This window comes from Burkholderia pyrrocinia, from assembly GCF_001028665.1.
GTDB lineage: Bacteria > Pseudomonadota > Gammaproteobacteria > Burkholderiales > Burkholderiaceae > Burkholderia > Burkholderia pyrrocinia.
This window is the reverse complement of the sequence record NZ_CP011503.1, coordinates 1-20147: the sequence shown is the minus strand read 5'-3', so window position 1 is coordinate 20147 and position 20147 is coordinate 1. Positions and strand designations below refer to the sequence as shown.

12 protein-coding genes and 2 pseudogenes are annotated in these 20147 nt (G+C 68.4%); 6 read left to right on the top strand and 8 right to left on the bottom strand.

Going from position 1 to position 20147, the window contains the following annotated elements; genetic code table 11:
* Positions 1 to 5: 5 nt before the first annotated feature.
* Positions 6 to 485, top strand: coding sequence for a glutathione peroxidase (locus tag ABD05_RS00075; protein ID WP_047898424.1), 480 nt, complete (start codon positions 6 to 8; stop codon positions 483 to 485).
* A gap of 63 nt (positions 486 to 548) precedes the next feature.
* Here ABD05_RS00075 and cls read toward each other — a convergent pair whose 3' ends face one another.
* From cls to dapC, 6 genes are all read right to left on the bottom strand, one after another.
* Positions 549 to 1997: a cardiolipin synthase gene (gene cls / locus ABD05_RS00070; RefSeq protein WP_047898423.1), complete on the bottom strand. Its 1449-nt coding sequence runs from the start codon at positions 1995 to 1997 to the stop codon at positions 549 to 551.
* A 107-nt stretch (positions 1998 to 2104) separates the two neighbouring features.
* Positions 2105 to 3013 (bottom strand): 50S ribosomal protein L3 N(5)-glutamine methyltransferase, encoded by a 909-nt coding sequence (prmB, locus tag ABD05_RS00065; protein WP_047898422.1) that lies wholly within the window; start codon positions 3011 to 3013, stop codon positions 2105 to 2107.
* A gap of 11 nt (positions 3014 to 3024) precedes the next feature.
* On the bottom strand, positions 3025 to 4164 hold the full coding sequence (gene dapE, locus ABD05_RS00060; protein WP_047898421.1) for a succinyl-diaminopimelate desuccinylase: 1140 nt from the start codon (positions 4162 to 4164) through the stop codon (positions 3025 to 3027).
* 75 nt (positions 4165 to 4239) lie between these two features.
* A complete protein-coding gene (locus ABD05_RS00055; protein WP_047898420.1) occupies positions 4240 to 4608 on the bottom strand; it encodes an ArsC family reductase in 369 nt (122 codons plus the stop codon).
* Positions 4608 to 5435 carry a 2,3,4,5-tetrahydropyridine-2,6-dicarboxylate N-succinyltransferase gene (gene dapD, locus ABD05_RS00050; RefSeq protein ID WP_047898419.1) on the bottom strand — a complete coding sequence of 276 codons (828 nt, stop codon included), beginning with the start codon at positions 5433 to 5435 and terminating at the stop codon, positions 4608 to 4610. Before dapD ends, ABD05_RS00055 begins: the two co-directional genes overlap by 1 nt.
* 44 nt (positions 5436 to 5479) lie before the next feature.
* On the bottom strand, positions 5480 to 6712 hold the full coding sequence (gene dapC / locus ABD05_RS00045; RefSeq protein ID WP_047898418.1) for a succinyldiaminopimelate transaminase: 1233 nt from the start codon (positions 6710 to 6712) through the stop codon (positions 5480 to 5482).
* Between the two features lie 159 nt (positions 6713 to 6871).
* On the opposite strand from dapC, the gene ABD05_RS00040 reads away from it, so the two are divergent.
* The 5 genes from ABD05_RS00040 to def all read left to right on the top strand — a co-directional run bounded on the left by ABD05_RS00040 (position 6872) and on the right by def (position 15588).
* On the top strand, positions 6872 to 7813 hold the full coding sequence (locus ABD05_RS00040) for a DMT family transporter (RefSeq protein WP_047898417.1): 942 nt from the start codon (positions 6872 to 6874) through the stop codon (positions 7811 to 7813).
* 139 nt (positions 7814 to 7952) lie between these two features.
* Positions 7953 to 11465, top strand: a complete 3513-nt coding sequence (gene smc, locus ABD05_RS00035; RefSeq protein ID WP_047898416.1) for a chromosome segregation protein SMC — start codon at positions 7953 to 7955, stop codon at positions 11463 to 11465.
* An 85-nt stretch (positions 11466 to 11550) separates the two neighbouring features.
* A complete protein-coding gene (locus ABD05_RS00030) occupies positions 11551 to 12816 on the top strand; it encodes a cell division protein ZipA C-terminal FtsZ-binding domain-containing protein (protein ID WP_047898415.1) in 1266 nt (421 codons plus the stop codon).
* Between the two features lie 166 nt (positions 12817 to 12982).
* A complete protein-coding gene (gene ligA / locus ABD05_RS00025) occupies positions 12983 to 15058 on the top strand; it encodes an NAD-dependent DNA ligase LigA (RefSeq protein WP_047898414.1) in 2076 nt (691 codons plus the stop codon).
* Positions 15055 to 15588, top strand: coding sequence for a peptide deformylase (gene def / locus ABD05_RS00020; RefSeq protein WP_047898413.1), 534 nt, complete (start codon positions 15055 to 15057; stop codon positions 15586 to 15588). Before ligA ends, def begins: the two co-directional genes overlap by 4 nt.
* Before the next feature lie 106 nt (positions 15589 to 15694).
* Here def and ABD05_RS38795 read toward each other — a convergent pair.
* Positions 15695 to 17679, bottom strand: a pseudogene (locus tag ABD05_RS38795) (pseudouridine synthase).
* Positions 17664 to 20126, bottom strand: a pseudogene (locus ABD05_RS00005) ([protein-PII] uridylyltransferase); the annotation flags it as partial. The pseudogenes ABD05_RS38795 and ABD05_RS00005, both read right to left, overlap by 16 nt.
* Positions 20127 to 20147: the final 21 nt, after the last annotated feature.

Sequence of the window (20147 nt, the reverse complement as noted above, 5' to 3'; positions counted from 1 at the left end):
GCCCGATGTCCACCCTGTATTCGTTCAACGCTGAGACGCTCGCCGGTGCGCCGGTTTCGCTCGACGCGTATCGCGGCAAGGTGCTGCTGATCGTCAACACCGCGAGCGAGTGCGGTTTCACGCCGCAATACGCGGGCCTGCAGAAGCTGTACGACCAGTACGCGGCGCGCGGCTTCTTCGTGCTCGGCTTCCCGTGCAACCAGTTCGGCAAGCAGGAGCCCGGCGACGCCGCGCAGATCGGCGCGTTCTGCGAGCGCAATTACGGCGTCACGTTCCCGATGTTCGCGAAGATCGACGTGAAGGGCGATCATGCGCATCCGCTGTATCGCTACCTGACCGACGAGGCGCCCGGCATTCTCGGCCTCAAGGCGATCAAGTGGAATTTCACGAAATTCCTGATCGACCGCGAAGGGCGCATCGTCAAGCGCTATGCGCCGTCGACCAAGCCCGACGAAATCGCCGCGGATATCGACAAGCTGCTGTGACGGCGGGCGGCGGCGTGTGCGGCGCCGGTGCGAATCGCACGGGCGCTGCCGGCCTCCGGGCGGTTACAGGATCGGCGCGAACAGCCGCGCGACGTGCATCGCGATCCGCCGCCATGCGGGCGACCGGCGGTATTCGTTCGCATCGACCTCGTACGCCTGCGCGAAATCGGCATCGAGCATCGTCTCGACCTCGTCGGCGAATGCGCGGTCGACGGTCAGCACCATGATCTCGAAGTTGAGGCGGAACGAGCGGTTGTCGAGATTCGCGCTGCCGATCGCCGCCGCGATGCGGTCGATCAGCACGACCTTCTGGTGCAGGAAGCCGGGCCGGTAGCGGAACACCTTGACGCCCGCATCGACCAGGTCGCGCGCGTACAGCTTCGACGCCTCGAACACCACGTAGTGATCGCGCCGGCTCGGGATCAGGATGCGCACGTCGACGCCGCGCATCACGGCGAGCTTCAGCGCGGCGATCACGGCTTCGTCGGGGACGAGATACGGCGTGGTGATCCAGACCCGCTCGCGCGCGGCATTGATCGCCTCGACGAAGAACAGCGAGCCGGTTTCCTGCTTGTCGGCCGGCCCCATCGGCACCGCGAGGCAATGCATGTCGTCGCCGGGCTGTGCGGGCGGCGGCAGCGCGAGCGGCGGTAGCTTCTGCGTCGCCCAGTGCCAGTCTTCGGCGAACACGTACTGGATGCTCGCGACCACCGGGCCGCGAATCTCGATGTGCGTGTCGCGCCAGGGCGACAGGCGCGGCTTCGCGCCGAGATATTCGACGCCGACGTTGTGGCCGCCGACGAACGCGCGATTGCCGTCGACGACGACGATCTTGCGATGATTGCGGAAGTTGAGCTGGAAGCGGTTCACGAACTTGCGATTGGTCGCGAACGGATGGACCTCGACGCCGCCCCGGCGCAGCGCGTCGACGTAGCTGTGCGGCAGGTCGAAACTGCCGATGCTGTCGTACAGCAGGCAGCAGCGCACGCCGGCCGCCGCGCGCGCCAGCAGCGAGTCGCGCAGCATCTGGCCGAGCGCATCGTCGCGCACGATGAAGAACTGGACGACCACGTAGTCGCGCGCGGCGTCGATCGCCGACAGGATCGCCGAGAACGTCGCGTCGCCGTTCACGAGCGTGCGCACCGAATTGCCGCCGAGGAACGGCATGCCGCCGAGCCGCGTGAGCGCGAGCACGGCGGCCTGGCCGAGCGCGTCGGCGGCCGGCCCGTCTGTCGCGTCCGTTGCGTCGGTGCTGAGCCACGGTGAGCGCGGTGTGTGCGTGCGCAACAGTTCGAGCTCGTGGCGCCGTGCGTCGACGTAGCCGGAGAACTTGCTGCGGCCGAGGAACAGGTACGGAACGAGCGTCAGGTACGGCATCGCGGCGAGCGAGACGGCCCACGCGATCGCGCCCTGCGACGTGCGCGTGTTCATGATCGCGTGGCACGCCGCGACGATCCCGAGCACGTGGATGGTCAGGATCAGGGTGCCGAGATGTAGCCAGTCGAGGGTCATGGGCGCGTGACGGACTCCTGAGGTCGTGCGGCGCGGCGGCCGCTTACGCGCATCTTACCCAACCGTGCGGCGCAGCGGTGCGCCGCACGGTTGGGGAGCCGGGAAGCTCAGGCCTTGCGCGGCAGGTCCGACGCCTGGATCAGGAACACGGTGTCGTCGCCCGCGCTGGTGGGCAGCCACGTGAGTTCGAGGCCGCCGAACGCAGCTTCGACGTGCTCGCGCTCGTTGCCGATCTCGACGACGAGCACGCCGTCGTCGTGCAGCCAGCGGTGCGCTTCGGCGACGATGCGTCGCACGATGTCCATCCCGTCCTCGCCGCCCGCGAGCGCCATCTCCGGCTCGTGCCGGTATTCGGGCGGCAGCGCGGCCATCGACGACGCGTTCACGTACGGCGGGTTCGTCAGGATCACGTCATAACGTGCGCCGGGGTCGGTACGGAACGCGGGCAGCGGCGCGTAGAGGTCGCCGCGGTGCAGCGCGATGCGGTCTTCAAGGCCGTAGTCGCGCACGTTGATCTCCGCGACTTCGAGTGCCTTGTCGGACAGGTCGACCGCATCGATCTCGGCGTTCGGGAACGCGCTCGCCGCGAGGATCGCGAGGCAGCCGGAGCCCGTGCACAGTTCGAGCACCGCGCCGACCTGCTCGGGATCGGCCACATACGGCTGCAGCCCGTCGTCGAGCAGTTCGCCGATGAACGAGCGCGGCACGATCACGCGTTCGTCGACGTAGAAGCGGTGGCCATGCATCCACGCTTCATGCGTGAGATACGCGGCCGGCACACGATCGGTCGCGCGCCGTTCGATCACGGCGAGCACGGCCGCGATTTCGTCGGGCAGCAGCCGCGCGTCGAGGAACGGCTCGAGCGTGTCGAGCGGCAGGTCGAGCGTACGCAGCACGAGGTAGGCCGCTTCGTCGTACGCATTGTCGGAGCCGTGGCCGAATGCGAGCTTCGCCTTCGAGAAGCGCGTGACCGCATAGCGCAGCAGGTCGCGAACAGTGGCAAAAGGTGTCGTCATGCGAGGCTCCATCAGGCGATCAGTTGTTCGAGCACGCGGCGGTACACGTTCTTGAGCGGGTCGACGAAGCGCACTTCGATGTGCTCGTCGATCTTGTGGATGCTGCCGTTCGGCGGGCCGAACTCGATCACCTGCGGGCAGATGCGCGCGATGAAACGGCCGTCCGACGTGCCGCCGGTGGTCGACAGCTCGGTCGTGATGCCGGTCTCGGTGCGGATTGCGTTTTCCAGCGCATTCGACAGTTCGCCGCGCGGCGTCAGGAACGGCAGGCCGCTCACCGACCACTTCAGCGTGTATTCGAGGCCGTGCTTGTCGAGGATCGCGTGCACGCGTGCCTGCAGGCCCTCGACCGTGCTCGCGGTCGAGAACCGGAAGTTGAACAGCAGGTCGGCGTGGCCGGGGATCACGTTGGTCGCGCCGGTGCCGGCGTGCAGGTTCGACACCTGCCAGGTGGTCGGCGGGAAATATTCGTTGCCTTCGTCCCACTGCTCGGCGGCGAGCTCGGCGAGCGCCGGTGCGAGCAGGTGGATCGGGTTCTTCGCGAGGTGCGGATACGCGATATGGCCCTGCACGCCCTTGACGACCAGTTCGCCCGACATCGACCCGCGGCGGCCGTTCTTGACGACGTCGCCGAGCTCGGCGGTCGACGTCGGCTCGCCGACGATGCAGTAGTCGAGGCGCTCGCCGCGTGCCTGCAGCAGTTCGACGACCTTCACGGTGCCGTCGGTGGCCGGGCCTTCCTCGTCGCTCGTGATCAGGAACGCGATCGCGCCGCGGTGGCCGGGATGGGCCGCGACGAATTCCTCGGACGCGACGACGAACGCCGCGAGCGACGTCTTCATGTCGGCCGCGCCGCGGCCGTACAGCTTGCCGTCGCGATGGGCGGGGATGAACGGCGGCGAGGTCCACTGCTCGAGCGGGCCGGTCGGCACGACGTCGGTGTGGCCCGCGAATGCGAGCAGCTTGCCGTCGCGGCCGTCGGTGCCGCGCTTGACGGCCCACAGGTTGGTCACGCCGTGCGACGCGATGGTCTCGCATTCGAAGCCGAGCGCGGTGAGGCGCCCGGTCATGATCTGCTGGCAATGCTGGTCGTCGGGCGTCACGGACGCGCGGGCGATCAACTGTTCGGTAAGGGCTAGGGTGGCGGACATGGTTCGGACCACTTTCGATAAAAAATGCCGGCACGGTGGCCGGCAGCGACAAGACGAGGCGCAGCGCGGGCAGCCCTATGCGGCAAACAGCGCCGCGTATTGATCGGATGCGAAGCCGAGCGATTTCACGCGGCCGTTGACGACGAGCACGGGGCGCTTGATGACCGACGGCTTGTGGATCATCAGCGCGACCGCACCGGTCTTCGTTTCGGCGGCCGCCTTCATCGCGTCGTCCAGGCCGCGCCACGTGGTGCCGCGCTTGTTCACGAGCGCGTCGAGCGACACGTCCTTCAGCCAGTCTTCAAGCAGCGGCGCGCTGACGCCGAGCTTCTTGAAATCGTGGAACTCGAATTCGACGCCGTGATCGTCGAGCCACACGCGGGCCTTCTTCACGGTGTCGCAGTTCGGAATGCCGTAGACGACCACGGTGTGCGGCTTTGCCATCAGTCGCCTCGCAGCAGCTCGTTCAGGCCGACCTTCGCGCGGGTCTTCGCGTCGACCTTCTTGACGATCACCGCGCAGTACAGGCTGTGCGAACCATCCTTCGACGGCAGGTTGCCGGCGACGACGACCGAGCCGGCCGGGATGCGGCCGTAGCTGACCTCGCCCGTCTCGCGGTCGTAGATCTTCGTGCTCTGGCCGAGGTACACGCCCATCGAGATCACCGAGTTTTCCTCGACGATCACGCCTTCGACGACTTCCGAGCGCGCGCCGATGAAGCAGTTGTCTTCGATGATGACCGGGTTCGCCTGCAGCGGTTCGAGCACGCCGCCGATGCCGACGCCGCCCGACAGGTGCACGTTCTTGCCGATCTGCGCGCACGAACCGACCGTTGCCCACGTGTCGACCATCGTGCCTTCGTCGACGTAGGCGCCGATGTTGGTGTACGACGGCATCAGCACGACGTTCTTCGCGATGAACGAGCCGCGGCGCGCGATGGCCGGCGGGACGACGCGGAAGCCGCCCGCGGCGAAGTCTTCAGCCGTGTAGTTCGCGAACTTCGACGGCACCTTGTCGTAGAACTGCGAGTAGCCGCCGGCCGGCATCGGCGTGTTGTCCTCCAGGCGGAACGACAGCAGCACGGCCTTCTTCAGCCACTGGTGCACGGTCCAGTTGCCGTCGATTTTCTCGGCGACGCGCAGTGCGCCACGGTCGAGCTGCTCGATCGCGTGAGCGACGGCCTCGCGGACGTCGGCGGGCGCGGCCTTCGGCGACAGCTCGGCGCGGTTTTCCCAGGCGGTATCGATGATTTGCTGAAGTTGTTGCGACATGTTCGTTTTCGCAGGAGATGGATGGAATTGATCGGGATGGACGATTACCGCGCGAGAGAACGGCAGAAATCGACGATGCGTTGCGCGCCCTCGACGCATTCGGGGGTGCCCGCGACGAGCGCGATCCGGATGAAATCGCGGCCCGGGTTGGTACCGTGCGCATCGCGCGCCAGGTACGAGCCGGGCAGAACCGTCACATTATAGTCGGCGTACAGGCGGCGGGCGAACTCGGTGTCCGACAGCCCGGTACGCGACACGTTGGCCCACAGGTAGAACGCGGCGTCGGGCAGCTTCACGTCGATCACGTCGGCGAGCATCGGCGTGACCGTATTGAACTTCTGCAGGTACAGCGCGCGGTTCTCGCGCACGTGCGCCTCGTCGTTCCACGCGGCGATGCTCGCGTGCTGCCAGACCGGCGACAGCGCGGCGCCATGGTACGTGCGGTACAGCAGGAATTTCTTCAGCAGCGCCGCGTCGCCGGCGACGAAGCCCGAGCGCATGCCTGGCACGTTCGAGCGCTTCGACAGGCTCGACAGCATCACGAGGCGCTCGAAGCCGCGGCCGAGGCGGTGCGCGGCCTCGAGGCCGCCGAGCGGCGGCGCCGCTTCGTCGAAATAGATCTCCGAATAGCACTCGTCGGACGCGATCACGAAACCGTGGCGGTCGGACAGCGCGAACAGCTCGCGCCAGTCGTCGAGCGTCAGTACGGCGCCCGTCGGGTTGCCCGGCGAGCACACGTACAGCAGTTGCGTACGCGCCCAGACGTCGTCGGGCACGGCTGCGTAGTCGCACGCGAAATTGCGGGCCGGGTCGCTGTTCGCGAAATAGGGTTCGGCACCGGCCAGCAGCGCCGCGCCTTCGTAAATTTGATAGAAGGGATTCGGACAGAGTACGATCGCCTTCTCGCCGTGCCCGGACGGGTGCGCGTCGATGACGGTTTGCGCGAGCGAGAACAGCGCCTCGCGCGACCCCGACACGGGCAGCACCTGCGTGGCCGGATCGATCGCCGGCAGCCCGTAGCGGCGCTCGAGCCAGTGCGCGATCGACGTGCGCAGCGCGTCCGAGCCGGCGGTGGCCGGGTACGACGCGAGGCCGTCGAGTGCGGCCACCACGGCGTCGCGGATCAGCGCCGGGGTCGGATGCTTGGGCTCGCCGATGCCGAAGCTGATCGGTTTGAGGTCGCCGGAGGGCGTCACGTCCTTGAACAGGGCGCGCAGCTTTTCGAAGGGATAGGGCTGGAGCGAGTCGAGTCGAGGGTTCACGGGCGAAGCGGCCATCGCGGCCGGTTGGAGCGAAAGAAGCGGCGGACGTGCCGCGCGGCTGCGAACGGGCGCCGACGGCGCGCGGGTCGCAACGAATGATTATAGCGTGACGGAATGCGGTCACGGCCCGCCGGAACGGCGGCCGGGCCGGTGGAATAAAGGGTATCGAACCAAATGAATAACGCGGTACGCGGCAGCCTGCCGACGCTGGCCATCCTGATCGGCGCATCGGTATGGGGCCTGATCTGGTATCCGCTGCGGATCCTCGCGTCGCTCGGCGTGACGGGCACGCTGGCGAGCGCGCTGACGAGCGTCGTCGCGTTCCTGTTCGTGATCGTCACGCGGCACCGCACGATCGCGACGCTGCGCTGGCACTGGGTGCTGCCGGGCATCGCGGTCACGGCCGGCGTGACGAACCTCGGTTTCGTATGGGGCACGATCCACGGCGAGGTGCTGCGCGTGATGCTGCTGTTCTACCTGACCCCTGCATGGACCGCGATCTACGCGCACTTCCTGCTGCGCGAACGGCTGACCTGGGCCGGCGCGGGGCTGGCGGCGCTGTCGATCGGCGGCGCGATGCTGATGCTGTGGTCGCCGAAGCTCGGCTTGCCGCTGCCGGCCAACCCGGCCGAATGGGCCGGCCTCGCGGCCGGGCTGAGCTTCGCGATGAGCAACGTGCTCGTGATCAAGGCGAGCCGCGAGCTGCCCGGGATGCGCGCGGAGATGCGCACCGCGACGCTGTTCGGCGGCGCGGCGGTGTTCGGCGCGATCGCGTCGCTGTTCGAAGGGCTGCCGGCCGCGCCGGCGGGCGGCCAGCTCGGCGTCGCCGCGTTGATCATCGCCGCGATCGGCGTGACGATGGCGGCCAACAACCTGCTCGTGCAATACGGTCTTGCGCGCGTGCCCGCGAACCGCGCGTCGATCATCATGCTGTTCGAGATCGTGATCACCGCGCTGTCGGCGTGGGTGTTCGCGAGCGAGCTGCCGACCGCGCGCGAGTGGGCGGGCGGCGTGTGCATCGTGCTGGCGACGCTGCTGTCCAGCCGGGTCCATCGTGCCGCACCGGCACCGGGCAAACCCGGCGACGGTCGGGACGGCGCACGCGCGATGGTATGATGGAAGCCGTTTGCGGGGCCCAACGCTGTATGCGCGCGGCCCCGCTTTTGAATTCCGGGGCGCGTCGCGCGCATGGGTCGTCCGGCCCCGCGCAGCGCGGCCCCGTCCGTTTCACACCTTCTTCACATCCGATACCGCCGTGCGTCTGAGCTCGATCAAACTCGCTGGCTTCAAATCCTTCGTCGATCCCACGCATTTCCAGGTTCCGGGCCAGCTTGTCGGCGTGGTGGGCCCGAACGGGTGCGGCAAGTCCAACATCATCGACGCCGTGCGCTGGGTGCTCGGCGAGTCGCGCGCCTCCGAGCTGCGCGGCGAATCGATGCAGGACGTGATCTTCAACGGCTCGACCGCACGCAAGCCCGGCAGCCGGGCAAGCGTCGAGCTGATCTTCGACAACTCCGACGGCCGCGCGGCCGGGCAGTGGGGCCAGTACGGCGAAATCGCCGTGAAGCGCGTGCTGACGCGCGACGGCACGTCGAGCTACTACATCAACAACCTGCCGGCACGCCGCCGCGACATCCAGGACATCTTCCTCGGCACCGGCCTCGGGCCGCGTGCGTACGCGATCATCGGGCAGGGCATGATCGCGCGGATCATCGAGGCGAAGCCGGAAGAGCTGCGCGTGTTCCTCGAGGAAGCCGCGGGCGTGTCGAAGTACAAGGAACGCCGCCGCGAAACCGAGAACCGCCTGCACGACACGCGCGAGAACCTGACGCGCGTCGAGGACATCGTCCGCGAACTCGGCGCGAACCTCGAGAAGCTCGAGGCGCAGGCCGTCGTCGCGAACAAGTACAAGGAACTCGTCGCCGACGGCGAGGAGAAGCAGCGCCTGTTGTGGCTGCTGCGCAAGAACGAGGCCGCCGGCGAGCAGCAGAAGCAGCAGCGCGCGATCGAGCAGGCGCAGATCGACCTCGAGGCGCAGACGGCGAAGCTGCGCGAGGTCGAGTCGCAGCTCGAGACGCTGCGCGTCGCGCATTACGCCGCGAGCGACGCGATGCAGGGCGCGCAGGGTTCGCTTTACGAGGCGAATGCCGAGGTGAGCCGCCTCGAAGCCGAGATCAAGTTCATCGTCGAATCGCGCAATCGCGTGCAGGCGCAGATCGCCGCGCTGAACGCGCAGCGCGAGCAATGGCGCGCGCAGGCCGAGAAGTCGCAGGACGAGCTCGAGGAAGCCGAAGAGGCACGCGCGATGGCCGACGAGAAGGCCGCGCTCGCCGAGGACAACGCAGCCGCGAAGCACGACGCGCTGCCGGCGCTCGAGGCGAAGTGGCGCGACGCGCAGGCGCAGCTCAACGACGAGCGCGCGCGGATCGCGCAGACCGAACAGTCGCTGAAGCTCGAAGCCGCGCACCAGCGCAACGCCGACCAGCAGCTCCAGCAGCTTCAGCAGCGCCATGAGCGCCTGAAGAGCGAAGCGGGCGGGCTCGACGCACCGGACGAGGCGCAGCTCGAGGAGTTGCGCATGCAGCTTGCCGAGCAGGAAGAAATCCTCGCCGAAGCGCAGGCGCGTCTCGCCGACGCGCAGGAAACGGTGCCGCGCCTCGACGGCGAACGCCGTGCCGCGCAGGAGCGCGTGCAGGCCGAAGGCGCGCAGATTCACCAGCTCGAGGCGCGCCTCGCCGCACTGAAGCAGCTTCAGGAAAACGTGCAGACCGAGGGCAAGGTGCAGCCCTGGCTCGACAAGCACGAGCTCGGCGCGCTGCCGCGCCTGTGGAAGAAGCTGCACGTCGAGGCGGGCTGGGAAGCGGCGCTCGAAGCCGTGCTGCGCGAGCGCCTCGCTGCGCTCGAAGTGTCGAATCTCGACTGGGTGAAGGCGTTTGCGACCGATGCACCGCCCGCGAAGCTCGCGTTCTACGCGCCGCCCGCGGCCGGCGAACCGCCTGCGGCGGTGGCCGGGCTGCGTCCGGTGCTGTCGCTCGTGCGCATCGACGACGCGGGCATTCGCGCGGTGCTGAACGACTGGCTCGGCAACGTGTATGTCGCCGACGACGTCGCGCAGGCGCTTGCGACCCGCACGCAACTGCCGGCAGGCGGTGCGTTCGTCGTCAAGGCCGGCCATATCGTTACGCGCGTCGGCGTGCAGTTGTACGCGGCGGATTCGGAGCAGTCCGGGATGCTGGCCCGCCAGCAGGAAATCGAAAACCTGACGCGCCAGGTGCGTGCGCAGGCGCTGCTCGCCGACGAGGCGCGCACGGCCGCGGTACGCGCGGAAGCCGCGCACACGCAGGCCACGCAGGCGCTCGGCGACGTGCGCGCGCAGGCCGAGCGTGCGACGCAGCGTGTGCACGCGCTGCAGATGGATGTGCTGAAGCTTGCGCAGGCACACGAGCGTTATACGCAGCGCAGCACGCAGATCCGCGAGGAACTCGAGGAAATCGGCGCGCAGATCGAAGAACAGCGCGCGCTGCGTGCCGAGTCGGAAGCGAATTTCGAGCGCTTCGACGGCGAACTCGCGGAGCTGCAGGCGCGCTTCGAAGACAACCAGCTCGCGTTCGAATCGCTCGACGAATCGCTGACGCAGGCGCGTCAGGAGGCACGTGACCTGGAGCGCGGCGCGAACGACGCGCGCTTCGCCGCACGCAACGCGGTGACCCGGATCGACGAGCTCAAGCGCAGCATCCAGGTCGCGCACGAGCAGAGCGAGCGCGTCGCCGCATCGCTGGAAGACGCGCGTGCCGAGCTCGAGACGATCAACGAACAGACCGCGCACACGGGCCTGCAGGACGCGCTCGAGATTCGCGCGGTGAAGGAAGAGGCGCTGCAGGCCGCGCGGATCGAGCTCGACGACCTGACCGCGAAGCTGCGCGCGTCGGACGAGCAGCGTCTCGTCGCTGAGCGTTCGCTGCAGCCGCTGCGCGACCGCATCACCGAACTGCAGCTGAAAGAGCAGGCTGCGCGCCTGGCCGTCGAGCAGTTCGCCGAGCAGCTCGCGACGGCCGAGGTCGACGAGGCCGCGCTGAGCGAGAAGCTGACGCCGGATCTGAAACCGTCGTACCTGCAGGGCGAGGTCACGCGGCTCAACAACGCGATCAACGCGCTCGGCCCGGTGAACATGGCCGCGCTCGACGAGCTGAAGGCCGCGAGCGAGCGCAAGGTGTTCCTCGACGCGCAGTCGGCCGACCTGATCGATGCGATCACGACGCTCGAGGACGCGATCCACAAGATCGACCAGGAAACCCGCACGCTGCTGCAGGGTACCTTCGACGAGGTCAACCGCCACTTCAGCGACCTGTTCCCGCGCCTGTTCGGCGGCGGCCAGGCGAAGCTGATCATGACGGGCGACGAGATCCTCGATGCCGGCGTGCAGGTGATGGCGCAGCCGCCCGGCAAGAAGAACGCGACGATTCACCTGCTGTCCGGCGGCGAGAAGGCGCTGACCGCGACCGCGCTGGTGTTCGCGATGTTCCAGTTGAACCCGGCGCCGTTCTGTCTGCTCGACGAGGTCGACGCGCCGCTCGACGACGCGAACACCGAACGTTTCGCGAATCTCGTGCGCGCGATGTCCGACAAGACGCAGTTCCTGTTCATCTCGCACAACAAGATCGCGATGGAGATGGCGCAGCAGCTGATCGGCGTGACGATGCAGGAGCAGGGCGTGTCGCGGATCGTTGCGGTGGACATGGAAACCGCAGCGGGTTTTGCCCAGAATTGATGTTTGACGAAACCGGACCGCGTTCGCGCGGCGCATGGGCGCCCGTTCGCGGTTCCGATGAAAAAGAATTGCTGATGGAGCGTGCATGGACGAGTTGACACTCGGTTTGATCGGCGCGGGCGCCGTCGTGGTGGGCGGCGTCGTGGTCTACAACGCATGGCAGGGCGCGAAGGTGCGGCGCAGGATGCCGCGGCCGATGCCGGAAGAAGCGGCCGAGGCGATGAGCCGCCCCGAGCGCGACGAAGAGTTGCCGTTCATCGAACCGGTGCGTCAGCCGGTGCGCCGCGAGCCCGCGGCACCGGTCGCGGCGTCCGCCGCGCCGGCCGAGGCCGCGCGCGTCGAGCCGACGTTCGGCGGGGCCGCGCCTGCGGACATGCCGGCCGATCTGCAGGCCGAGGCGACCGGCGTCGACCTGTCGTCCGAATCGACCGAACCGGCCGCCGGTGAAGAAGCAGTGCCTGCCGTCGTGCACGAAGCGGCCGCCGAACCTGCCGAGCCCGTGCTGCCGGCCGCGACGACGATCTCGTCGGCGCCGCCCGCGATCGTCGATCGCCGGATCGACTGCATCGTGCCGATCCGCCTCGCTGGGCCGCTGCCGGGCGACAAGATCCTGCCGGCCGCGCAGCGGCTGCGCCGCGCGGGCAGCAAGCCCGTGCACATCGAAGGCAAGCCGGAAGGCGGCCAGTGGGAACTGCTGCAGAACGGCGTGCGCTACGAAGAACTGCGCGCGGCCGCGCAGCTCGCGAACCGCAGCGGCGCGCTGAACGAGCTCGAATTCTCCGAATTCGTGACGGGCGTCCAGCAGTTCGCCGACACGATCGACGGCGCGCCGGAATTCCCGGACATGATGGAGACGGTGGCGATGGCGCGCGAACTCGATGCCTTTGCCGCGCAGTGCGATGCGCAGCTGTCGATCAACGTGATGTCGGACGGCGCGCCGTGGTCGGCGAACTACATTCAGGCTGTCGCGTCGCAGGACGGGCTGCTGCTGTCGCGCGACGGCACGCGTTTCGTGAAGCTCGACGCGAAGCAGAACCCCGTGTTCATGCTGCAGTTCGGCGACACGAATTTCCTGCGCGACGACCTCACGTACAAGGGCGGCAACATGATCACGCTGGTGCTCGACGTGCCGGTCGCCGAAGAGGACATCCTGCCGTTCCGGCTGATGTGCGACTACGCGAAGTCGCTGTCCGAGCGGATCGGTGCACGGGTCGTCGACGATTCGCGCCGGCCGCTGCCGGAGTCGACGCTGCTCGCGATCGAGCAGCAGTTGATGAAGCTGTACGCGAAGCTCGAGGAAGCCGGCATTCCGGCTGGTTCGCCGGTCACGCGCCGCCTCTTCAGCCAGTAACGCGATGGCGTGGACGGCGGGCCTGGGCACCGTCGTTCGCCGCTGCCGCGCACGCCTTTTCGTGTGCGCTGCAGCACGGTCATCCGGCGTGCATTGCACGCCCCGCCGCGGCGTCAAACTGAGATAATCGGGCATCCGATTTTCACAGAACGAATCTGCCGCCAGCATGGCCCGAACCCAAGCCGAACCGCCAGCCAGCCAGCCCGACGCGCGCGCCGCGTGGCTGCGCGACCAACTCGAGCGGGCGAACTACGCCTACTACGTGCTCGACCAGCCGGATCTGCCCGACGCCGAATACGACCGGCTGTTTCGCGAACTGCAGCAGCTCGAAACCGACCATCCCGATCTCGTGACGCCCGATTCGCCGACGCAGCGCGTCGGCGGCGAAGCGGCCGGCGGCTTCACGCCGGTCGTCCACGACGCGCCGATGCTGTCGCTGAACAACGGTTTCGCCGACGAGGACATCGCCGCGTTCGACAAGCGCGTCGCCGATGCGCTCGACAAGACGACCGATCTCGCCGGCTCGGTGACGGAGCCCGTCGAATACGCGTGCGAGCTCAAGTTCGACGGCCTCGCGATCTCGCTGCGCTACGAGCGCGGCGTGTTCGTGCAGGCGTCGACGCGCGGCGACGGCACGACGGGCGAGGACGTGACCGCGAACGTGCGCACGATCCGGTCGATCCCGCTGAAGCTGAAGGGCGAGAACGTGCCGGCCGTGCTCGACGTGCGCGGCGAGGTGCTGATGTTCAAGCGCGATTTCGCACGCCTGAACGAACGCCAGCGCGCGGCCGAGCAGCGCGAATTCGCGAACCCGCGCAACGCGGCGGCCGGCAGCCTGCGCCAGCTCGACTCGAAGATCACCGCGCAGCGTCCGCTGTCGTTCTTCGCATACGGAATCGGCGTGCTCGACGGGATGCCGATGCCCGACACGCACAGCGCGCTGCTCGACTGGTACGAAGCGCTCGGCCTGCCGGTGAACCGCGAGCGCGCGGTCGTGCACGGCGCCGGCGGATTGCTCGGCTTCTTCGGCAAGATCGGCGAGAAGCGCGAGTCGCTGCCGTACGACATCGACGGCGTCGTCTACAAGGTCAATCGGCGCGACGAGCAGGAGCGCCTCGGCTTCGTGTCGCGCGCGCCGCGCTTCGCGCTCGCGCACAAGTTCCCCGCGCAGGAAGCGCTGACGAAGCTCGTCGCGATCGACGTGCAGGTCGGCCGCACCGGCGCGATCACGCCGGTCGCGCGCCTCGATCCCGTGTTCGTCGGCGGCGCGACCGTGACCAACGCGACGCTGCACAACGAGGACGAGGTGCGCCGCAAGGACATCCGGATCGGCGATACCGTGATCGTGCGACGCGCGGGCGACGTGATCCCCGAGGTGGTCGGCGCGCTGCTCGACCGGCGTCCGGACGATGCAGCCGAATTCGTGATGCCGACCGAATGCCCGGTGTGCGGCTCGAAGATCGAGCGCCTGCCGGACGAGGCGATCGCGCGCTGCACCGGCGGCCTGTTCTGCCCGGCGCAGCGCAAGCAGGCGCTGTGGCACTTCGCGCAGCGCCGCGCGCTCGACATCGACGGGCTCGGCGAGAAGATCATCGACCAGCTCGTCGACCTGAATCTCGTGCGCACGCCGGCCGACCTGTTCAATCTCGGGTTCGCGACGCTTGCCGAGCTCGACCGGTTCGCCGAGAAGTCCGCACAGAATTTGCTCGACTCGCTCGAGAAGGCGAAGCACACGACGCTCGCGCGCTTCATCTACGGGCTCGGCATCCGCCATGTCGGCGAATCGACCGCGAAGGATCTCGCGAAGCACTTCGGCTCGCTGACGCCGATCATGGACGCGTCGATCGACGAGCTGCTCGAAGTCAACGACGTCGGGCCGATCGTCGCCGAGTCGCTTCACCAGTTCTTCGCGGAAGAGCACAACCGGACCGTGATCGAGCAGTTGCGCGCGCCGGGCAAGGTGACGTGGCCCGAAGGGCCGCCCGCGCCGAAGGCGCCGCAGGGCGTGCTGGCCGGCAAGACCGTCGTGCTGACGGGCACGCTGCCGACGCTCACGCGCGATGCGGCAAAGGAGATGCTCGAAGCGGCGGGCGCGAAGGTCGCCGGCTCGGTATCGAAGAAGACGGATTACGTGGTCGCGGGCGCCGAAGCCGGCAGCAAGCTCGTGAAGGCCGAGGAACTCGGCATCCCCGTGCTGGACGAAGACGGTCTGCACCAACTCCTGGAGGGCAATACGCCATGATTCGCGAGATCCTGAGGATGGGCGATCCGCGCCTGCTCGAAGTCGCCAAACCGGTCGAGCGGTTCGACACACCCGAACTGCACGAGATGGTCGCGGACATGTTCGAGACGATGCACCACGCGAACGGCGCCGGGCTGGCCGCGCCGCAGATCGGCATCGGGCTGCAGATCATCATTTTCGGCTTCGGCAACAACAACCGCTACCCGGATGCGCCGCCGGTGCCCGAGACCGTGCTGATCAACCCGAAGATCGAATTCGTGCCGCCGGACATGGAAGAGGGCTGGGAAGGCTGCCTGTCGGTGCCGGGCATGCGTGGCGTCGTCAGCCGCTACGCGAAGGTGCGCTACAGCGGCTTCGACCAGTTCGGCGCGAAGATCGATCGCGTCGCCGACGGTTTTCACGCGCGCGTGGTCCAGCATGAATACGATCACCTGATCGGCAAGCTGTATCCGATGCGGATCACCGACTTCACGCGCTTCGGCTTCACCGAGGTGCTGTTCCCGGGGCTCGATCCGGCGGGAGACGACTGACCGGCACGCGGGGCGGCAGGCGTCCGGTTTCGCGCCGCCCGCCGGAAACAAAAAAGCCCGCTTGCGCGGGCTTTTTCATTGCGGGGCACATAGGGCGTGCCCGCGGTCAGAACGTCTCGTCGGCCGACAGGTAGCGCCATTGCCCCTGCCGGCAGCGCGCCGAGCATCACGCGGCCCATCCGCACGCGCTTGAGGCCGATCACGTCGAGACCGACCAGTTCGCACATGCGGCGGATCTGGCGCTTCTTGCCTTCGCGCAGCACGAAGCGCAGTTGCTCGCCGTTCTGCCAGCTCACCATCGCGGGCTTCAGCGCGACGCCGTCGAGTTCGAGGCCGTGGCGCAGCTTAGCGAGCGATTCCGCGGGGAAGTGCTGGTCGATGTCGAGGAGCCGTTCGCCGAAGCGCACGCGCACCAGGTACTCCTTGTCGATGTCCGATTGCTCGCCGATCAACTGCTTCGCGATCACGCCGTTCTGCGTCAGCACGAGCAGGCCGGGTCGAATCGATGTCGAGCCGGCCGGCCGGCGCGAGCGCGTGCAGGTGCTGCGGCGAGAAGCGCAGCGGCGAATGGTCGCCGCTCCAGTGGTTCCCGCGCGTGATCAGCACGGCAGCGGGCTCGTAGCCGTCTTCCGCCTGACCCGACACATAGCCGACCGGCTTGTGCAGCAGGATCGTCACCTGCGCGGCCTGCGCGGCGCTCGCTCGCTCGTCGATCTCGATCTTCTGGTCGGCGCGCACCTTGGTGCCGAGCGTGTCGATGCGTTCGCCGTCGACGAGCACCCAGCCCTTTTCGATCCATTCGTCGGCTTCGCGGCGCGAGCACATGCCGAGCTCGGACATCCGCTTCGACAGGCGCATCAGGCCCGTTTCGTCACCGTAATCGGTGTCCGCAGCCTGGCGCTTGGACGGGTTGCGCGGTCTTCAGGCCCGCGCCGGGCGAGCGGCGTTCGCCGTCGCGTGCGGGGGCGAGCCGGGCGGTCGCCGAAGCTGCGCTTCGCGCCTTCGCTTGCAGCCTTGTCGCGGATAGGGCGTGCGCTTGACGTCGTCAGCGCCTGCGCGGCGCGGACGTGCATCGTCGTCCGTTGCGGCGGGGCCGGGCGATCGGACGACGGACGGCGGTCGCCGAAGCTGCGCTTCGCGCCTTCGCCGGCGGCTTTGTCGCGATAGGGTGCGCGCTTGCCGTCGTCAGCGCCTGCGCGGCGCGGACGTGCATCGTCGTCGCTGCGGCGGGCCGGGCGGTCGGACGGCGGACGGCGGTCGCCGAAGCTGCGCTTCGCGCCTTCGCTTGCAGCCTTGTCGCGATAGGGCGTGCGCTTGACGTCGTCAGCGCCTGCGCGGCGCGGACGTGCATCGTCGTCGCTGCGACGGGCCGGGCGGTCGGACGACGGACGGCGGTCATCGAAGCTGCGTTTCGCCCCTTCGCCGGCTGCCTTGTCGCGATAGGGTGCGCGTGCGCCGCCTTCGGCACCTGCGCGGCGCGGCCGTGCGTCGTCATCGCTGCGACGGGGCGGGCGGTCGGACGACGTGCGGCGATCGCCGAAGCTGCGTTTCGCCCCTTCGCCCGTTGCGTTGTCGCGATAAGGCGCGCGCGTGCCGCCTTCGGCACCTGCACGACGGGGCCGTGCGTCGTCATCGCTGCGACGGGGCGGGCGGTCGGACGACGGACGGCGGTCGCCGAAGCTGCGCTTCGCGCCTTCGCCGGCGGTCTTGTCGCGATAGGGCGCACGCGCGCCGCCTTCGGCACCCGCGCGGCGCGGCCGCGCATCGGCGTCGCTGCGACGGGGCGGGCGCGGAGTCGGGCTTGCCGTCAGCGCCGCGATAGCCGCGTTCGGCCACCGCCGTCACGTGGCGCGCGCTTGGCCGTTGCGCGATCCGCGCCCGGGCGCTCGGCGCCCGCGGCGCCGCGCGGCTTGAACGTGCGTTCGCCGCCGGCAGCCGGGGACGCCTTCTTCGGGCGGGCCGGCTTGTCTCCCGCGGGCGGCGCCAGCGGGGCGCACCGCCTTGCGGGCAACGTGGCTGCCGGAGCGGACGGCCGGGTGCGCGGGTCGGCGACGCCGGCCGCGGATTCTTGACGGTCAATTTGGTGCGCATAAACGCTGGGATTCATTCAGACTGCGATCGCCGCGCAGCAATTCGGTTTCGAGCTGGATCTGCAGGCGGTTGTCGGACAAGCCGGCGCCCGCGAGCAGGAAGATGTCCTCGACGCGTTCGCCGAGCGTATTGATCCGCGCCGCATGGACGCCGATCCGATGCTCGGCGAGTACGCGCGCGATCGAATAGAGAAGGCCCGGCCGGTCGTTGGCGGACACGGACAGGATGTAGTACTGGCCGCGCTCGTCGGCCCGCAGGTCGACGCGCGGCGTGATCGGAAACGTCCGCGACAGCCTCGACAGGCGGCCCTTGGACGGCTCCGGCAGCGGTGCGGTTTCGGCGAGCCGCGTCGCGAGCTGCCTGTTCGACGAGATTCGCCGATGTCGCGGTACCGCACGTCGCGTTCGGTCTGCGTGACGATGAAGTTGTCGAGCGCATAACCGTGCCGCGTCGTGCTGACGCGCGCGTCGAGCACCGACAGCCCGTTGCGGTCGAAATACGCGCAGATGCCCCGCGAACAGGTCGGGGCGATCCTTCACGTACACGAGCACCTGCAGCGCGTCGCCGATCGGCGACGGCCGCGCGCGGACGATCGCGGTTTCGGCGTTCACGTGCCGGTACAGCACACGTGTCTGCCATGCGATGTCGGGCCGCATCGTGACGCAGGAAGAAGCCCGACGTCGAGTTGATCCCACAGCGCGCGCGGTGCGCGTCGTCGGGCACGGTCTCGAGGCGCAGCAGCGCGAGCGCCTGTTCCTGCCGCGACTTCAACTCGGAGTGTGCATCGGGGTTCGCGCCGCCGAGCACCGCGAGCGTGATGCGGTACAGATCCTCGAGCAGCTTGCCCTTCCACGTGTTTCCACACCTTCGGGCTCGTGCCGCGGATATCGGCGACGGTCAGAAGGTAGAGCGCTGGTTGAGGCGCCGTTCGTTGCCGACGAGTTCGGCGAAGCGCTTTGATGACTTCGGGTCGCTCGTGTCCTGCTTCTGCGCGACCTGGCTCATCGTCAGGTGATGCTGGACGAGGCCACACGATCAGCGCCGCGTCGTCGCCGGCGATTCCGTGTTCGCGCAGAAGCGTCGCGCGTCGGCCATCCGAGCGTCGAGTGGTCGCCGCCGCGGCCCTTCGCGATGTCGTGGGACAGCGCCGCGACATACAGCACCCACGGGCGCTCGAAGTTGCCGATCAACTGGCTGCAGAACGGGTATTCGTGCGCATGCTCGGCGACCGCGAAGCGGCGGATGTTGCGCGCAACACCATCAGGATGTGCTGGTCGACCGTGTACACGTGGTACAGGTCGTGCCTGCATCTGGCCGACGATGCGGCGGAAGTTCAGCAGGTAGCGGCCGAGCACGCTCGTCTGGTTCATCAGCCGGAACGCGTGCGTGATTCCTTCGGGCTGCTGCAGGATCCGCATGAACGTGTCGCGGTTCTGCGGATCGCGGCGCCACGCGTTGTTCATGATTTCGCGCGAGTTGTACAGCGCGCGCAGCGTGCGTGCGGACAGGCCCTTCACGCCGCGGGTCGTTTCGTACAGCAAGAACGCTTCGAGGATCGCATCGGGATGGCGTTCGAACACGCCGTCGTCGACGATCTCGAGCATCCCCTGCTTCTCGACGAAGCGATTGGGCGACAGCACGCGCGTGATGCCGCTCGTCGCGGGGAAGAGCTGTGCCTCGATGTTCTGGATCAGGATCGTCGCGAGCTGCGTGACGGCTTTCGCGCGGCCAGTAATAGCGGCGCATCAGCTGCTCGCTCGCGCGCTTGGCCTGCGTCGGCTGGTAGCCGAAGCTCTCGGCGGCCTGCGTCTGCAGGTCGAAGACGAGCATGTCCTGGCGGCGGCCGGCGATCACGTGCAGCCGCGCGCGCAGCGTCTTCAGGAAGCCTTCGTTGCGGCGCAGCTCGCGCGCTTCGCGATCGGTGATGAGGGCGCGCGTGTCGAGCTCGCGCCAGCTGCTGCCGAAGCCTGCCGCACGCGCGATCCACAGGATCGTCTGCAGGTCGCGCAGCCCGCCGGGGCTTTCCTTCACGTTCGGTTCGAGGCTGTACGGCGTGTCCTGGAACTTCGCGTGGCGCTGGCGCATCTCGAGCACCTTCGCGTGTGAAGAACGCGCGGGCGTCGAGCGCCTCGTGGTAGCGCACCGTGAAGCGCTCGAACAGCGCGGTGCTGCCGACGATGCGGCGCGCTTCCAGCAGCGAGGTTTGCACCGTGACGTCCTGCGACGCCTCCTCGATGCACTGCGCGACCGTGCGCACGCTGCTGCCGATCTCGAGGCCGAGATCCACGCCATCCCGATGAAGCGTTCGATGCGCGGATCGAGCGCCGGGTCGTGCGCATCGGCAGCAGCACGAGGATGTCGACGTCGGAATAGGGGGCGAGCTCGCCGCGCCCGTAGCCGCCGACGGCGACGAGCGCGAGCGTCGCCGGCAGCCCGCAATCGTCCCACGCGCTTCAGTGCGTCGTCGG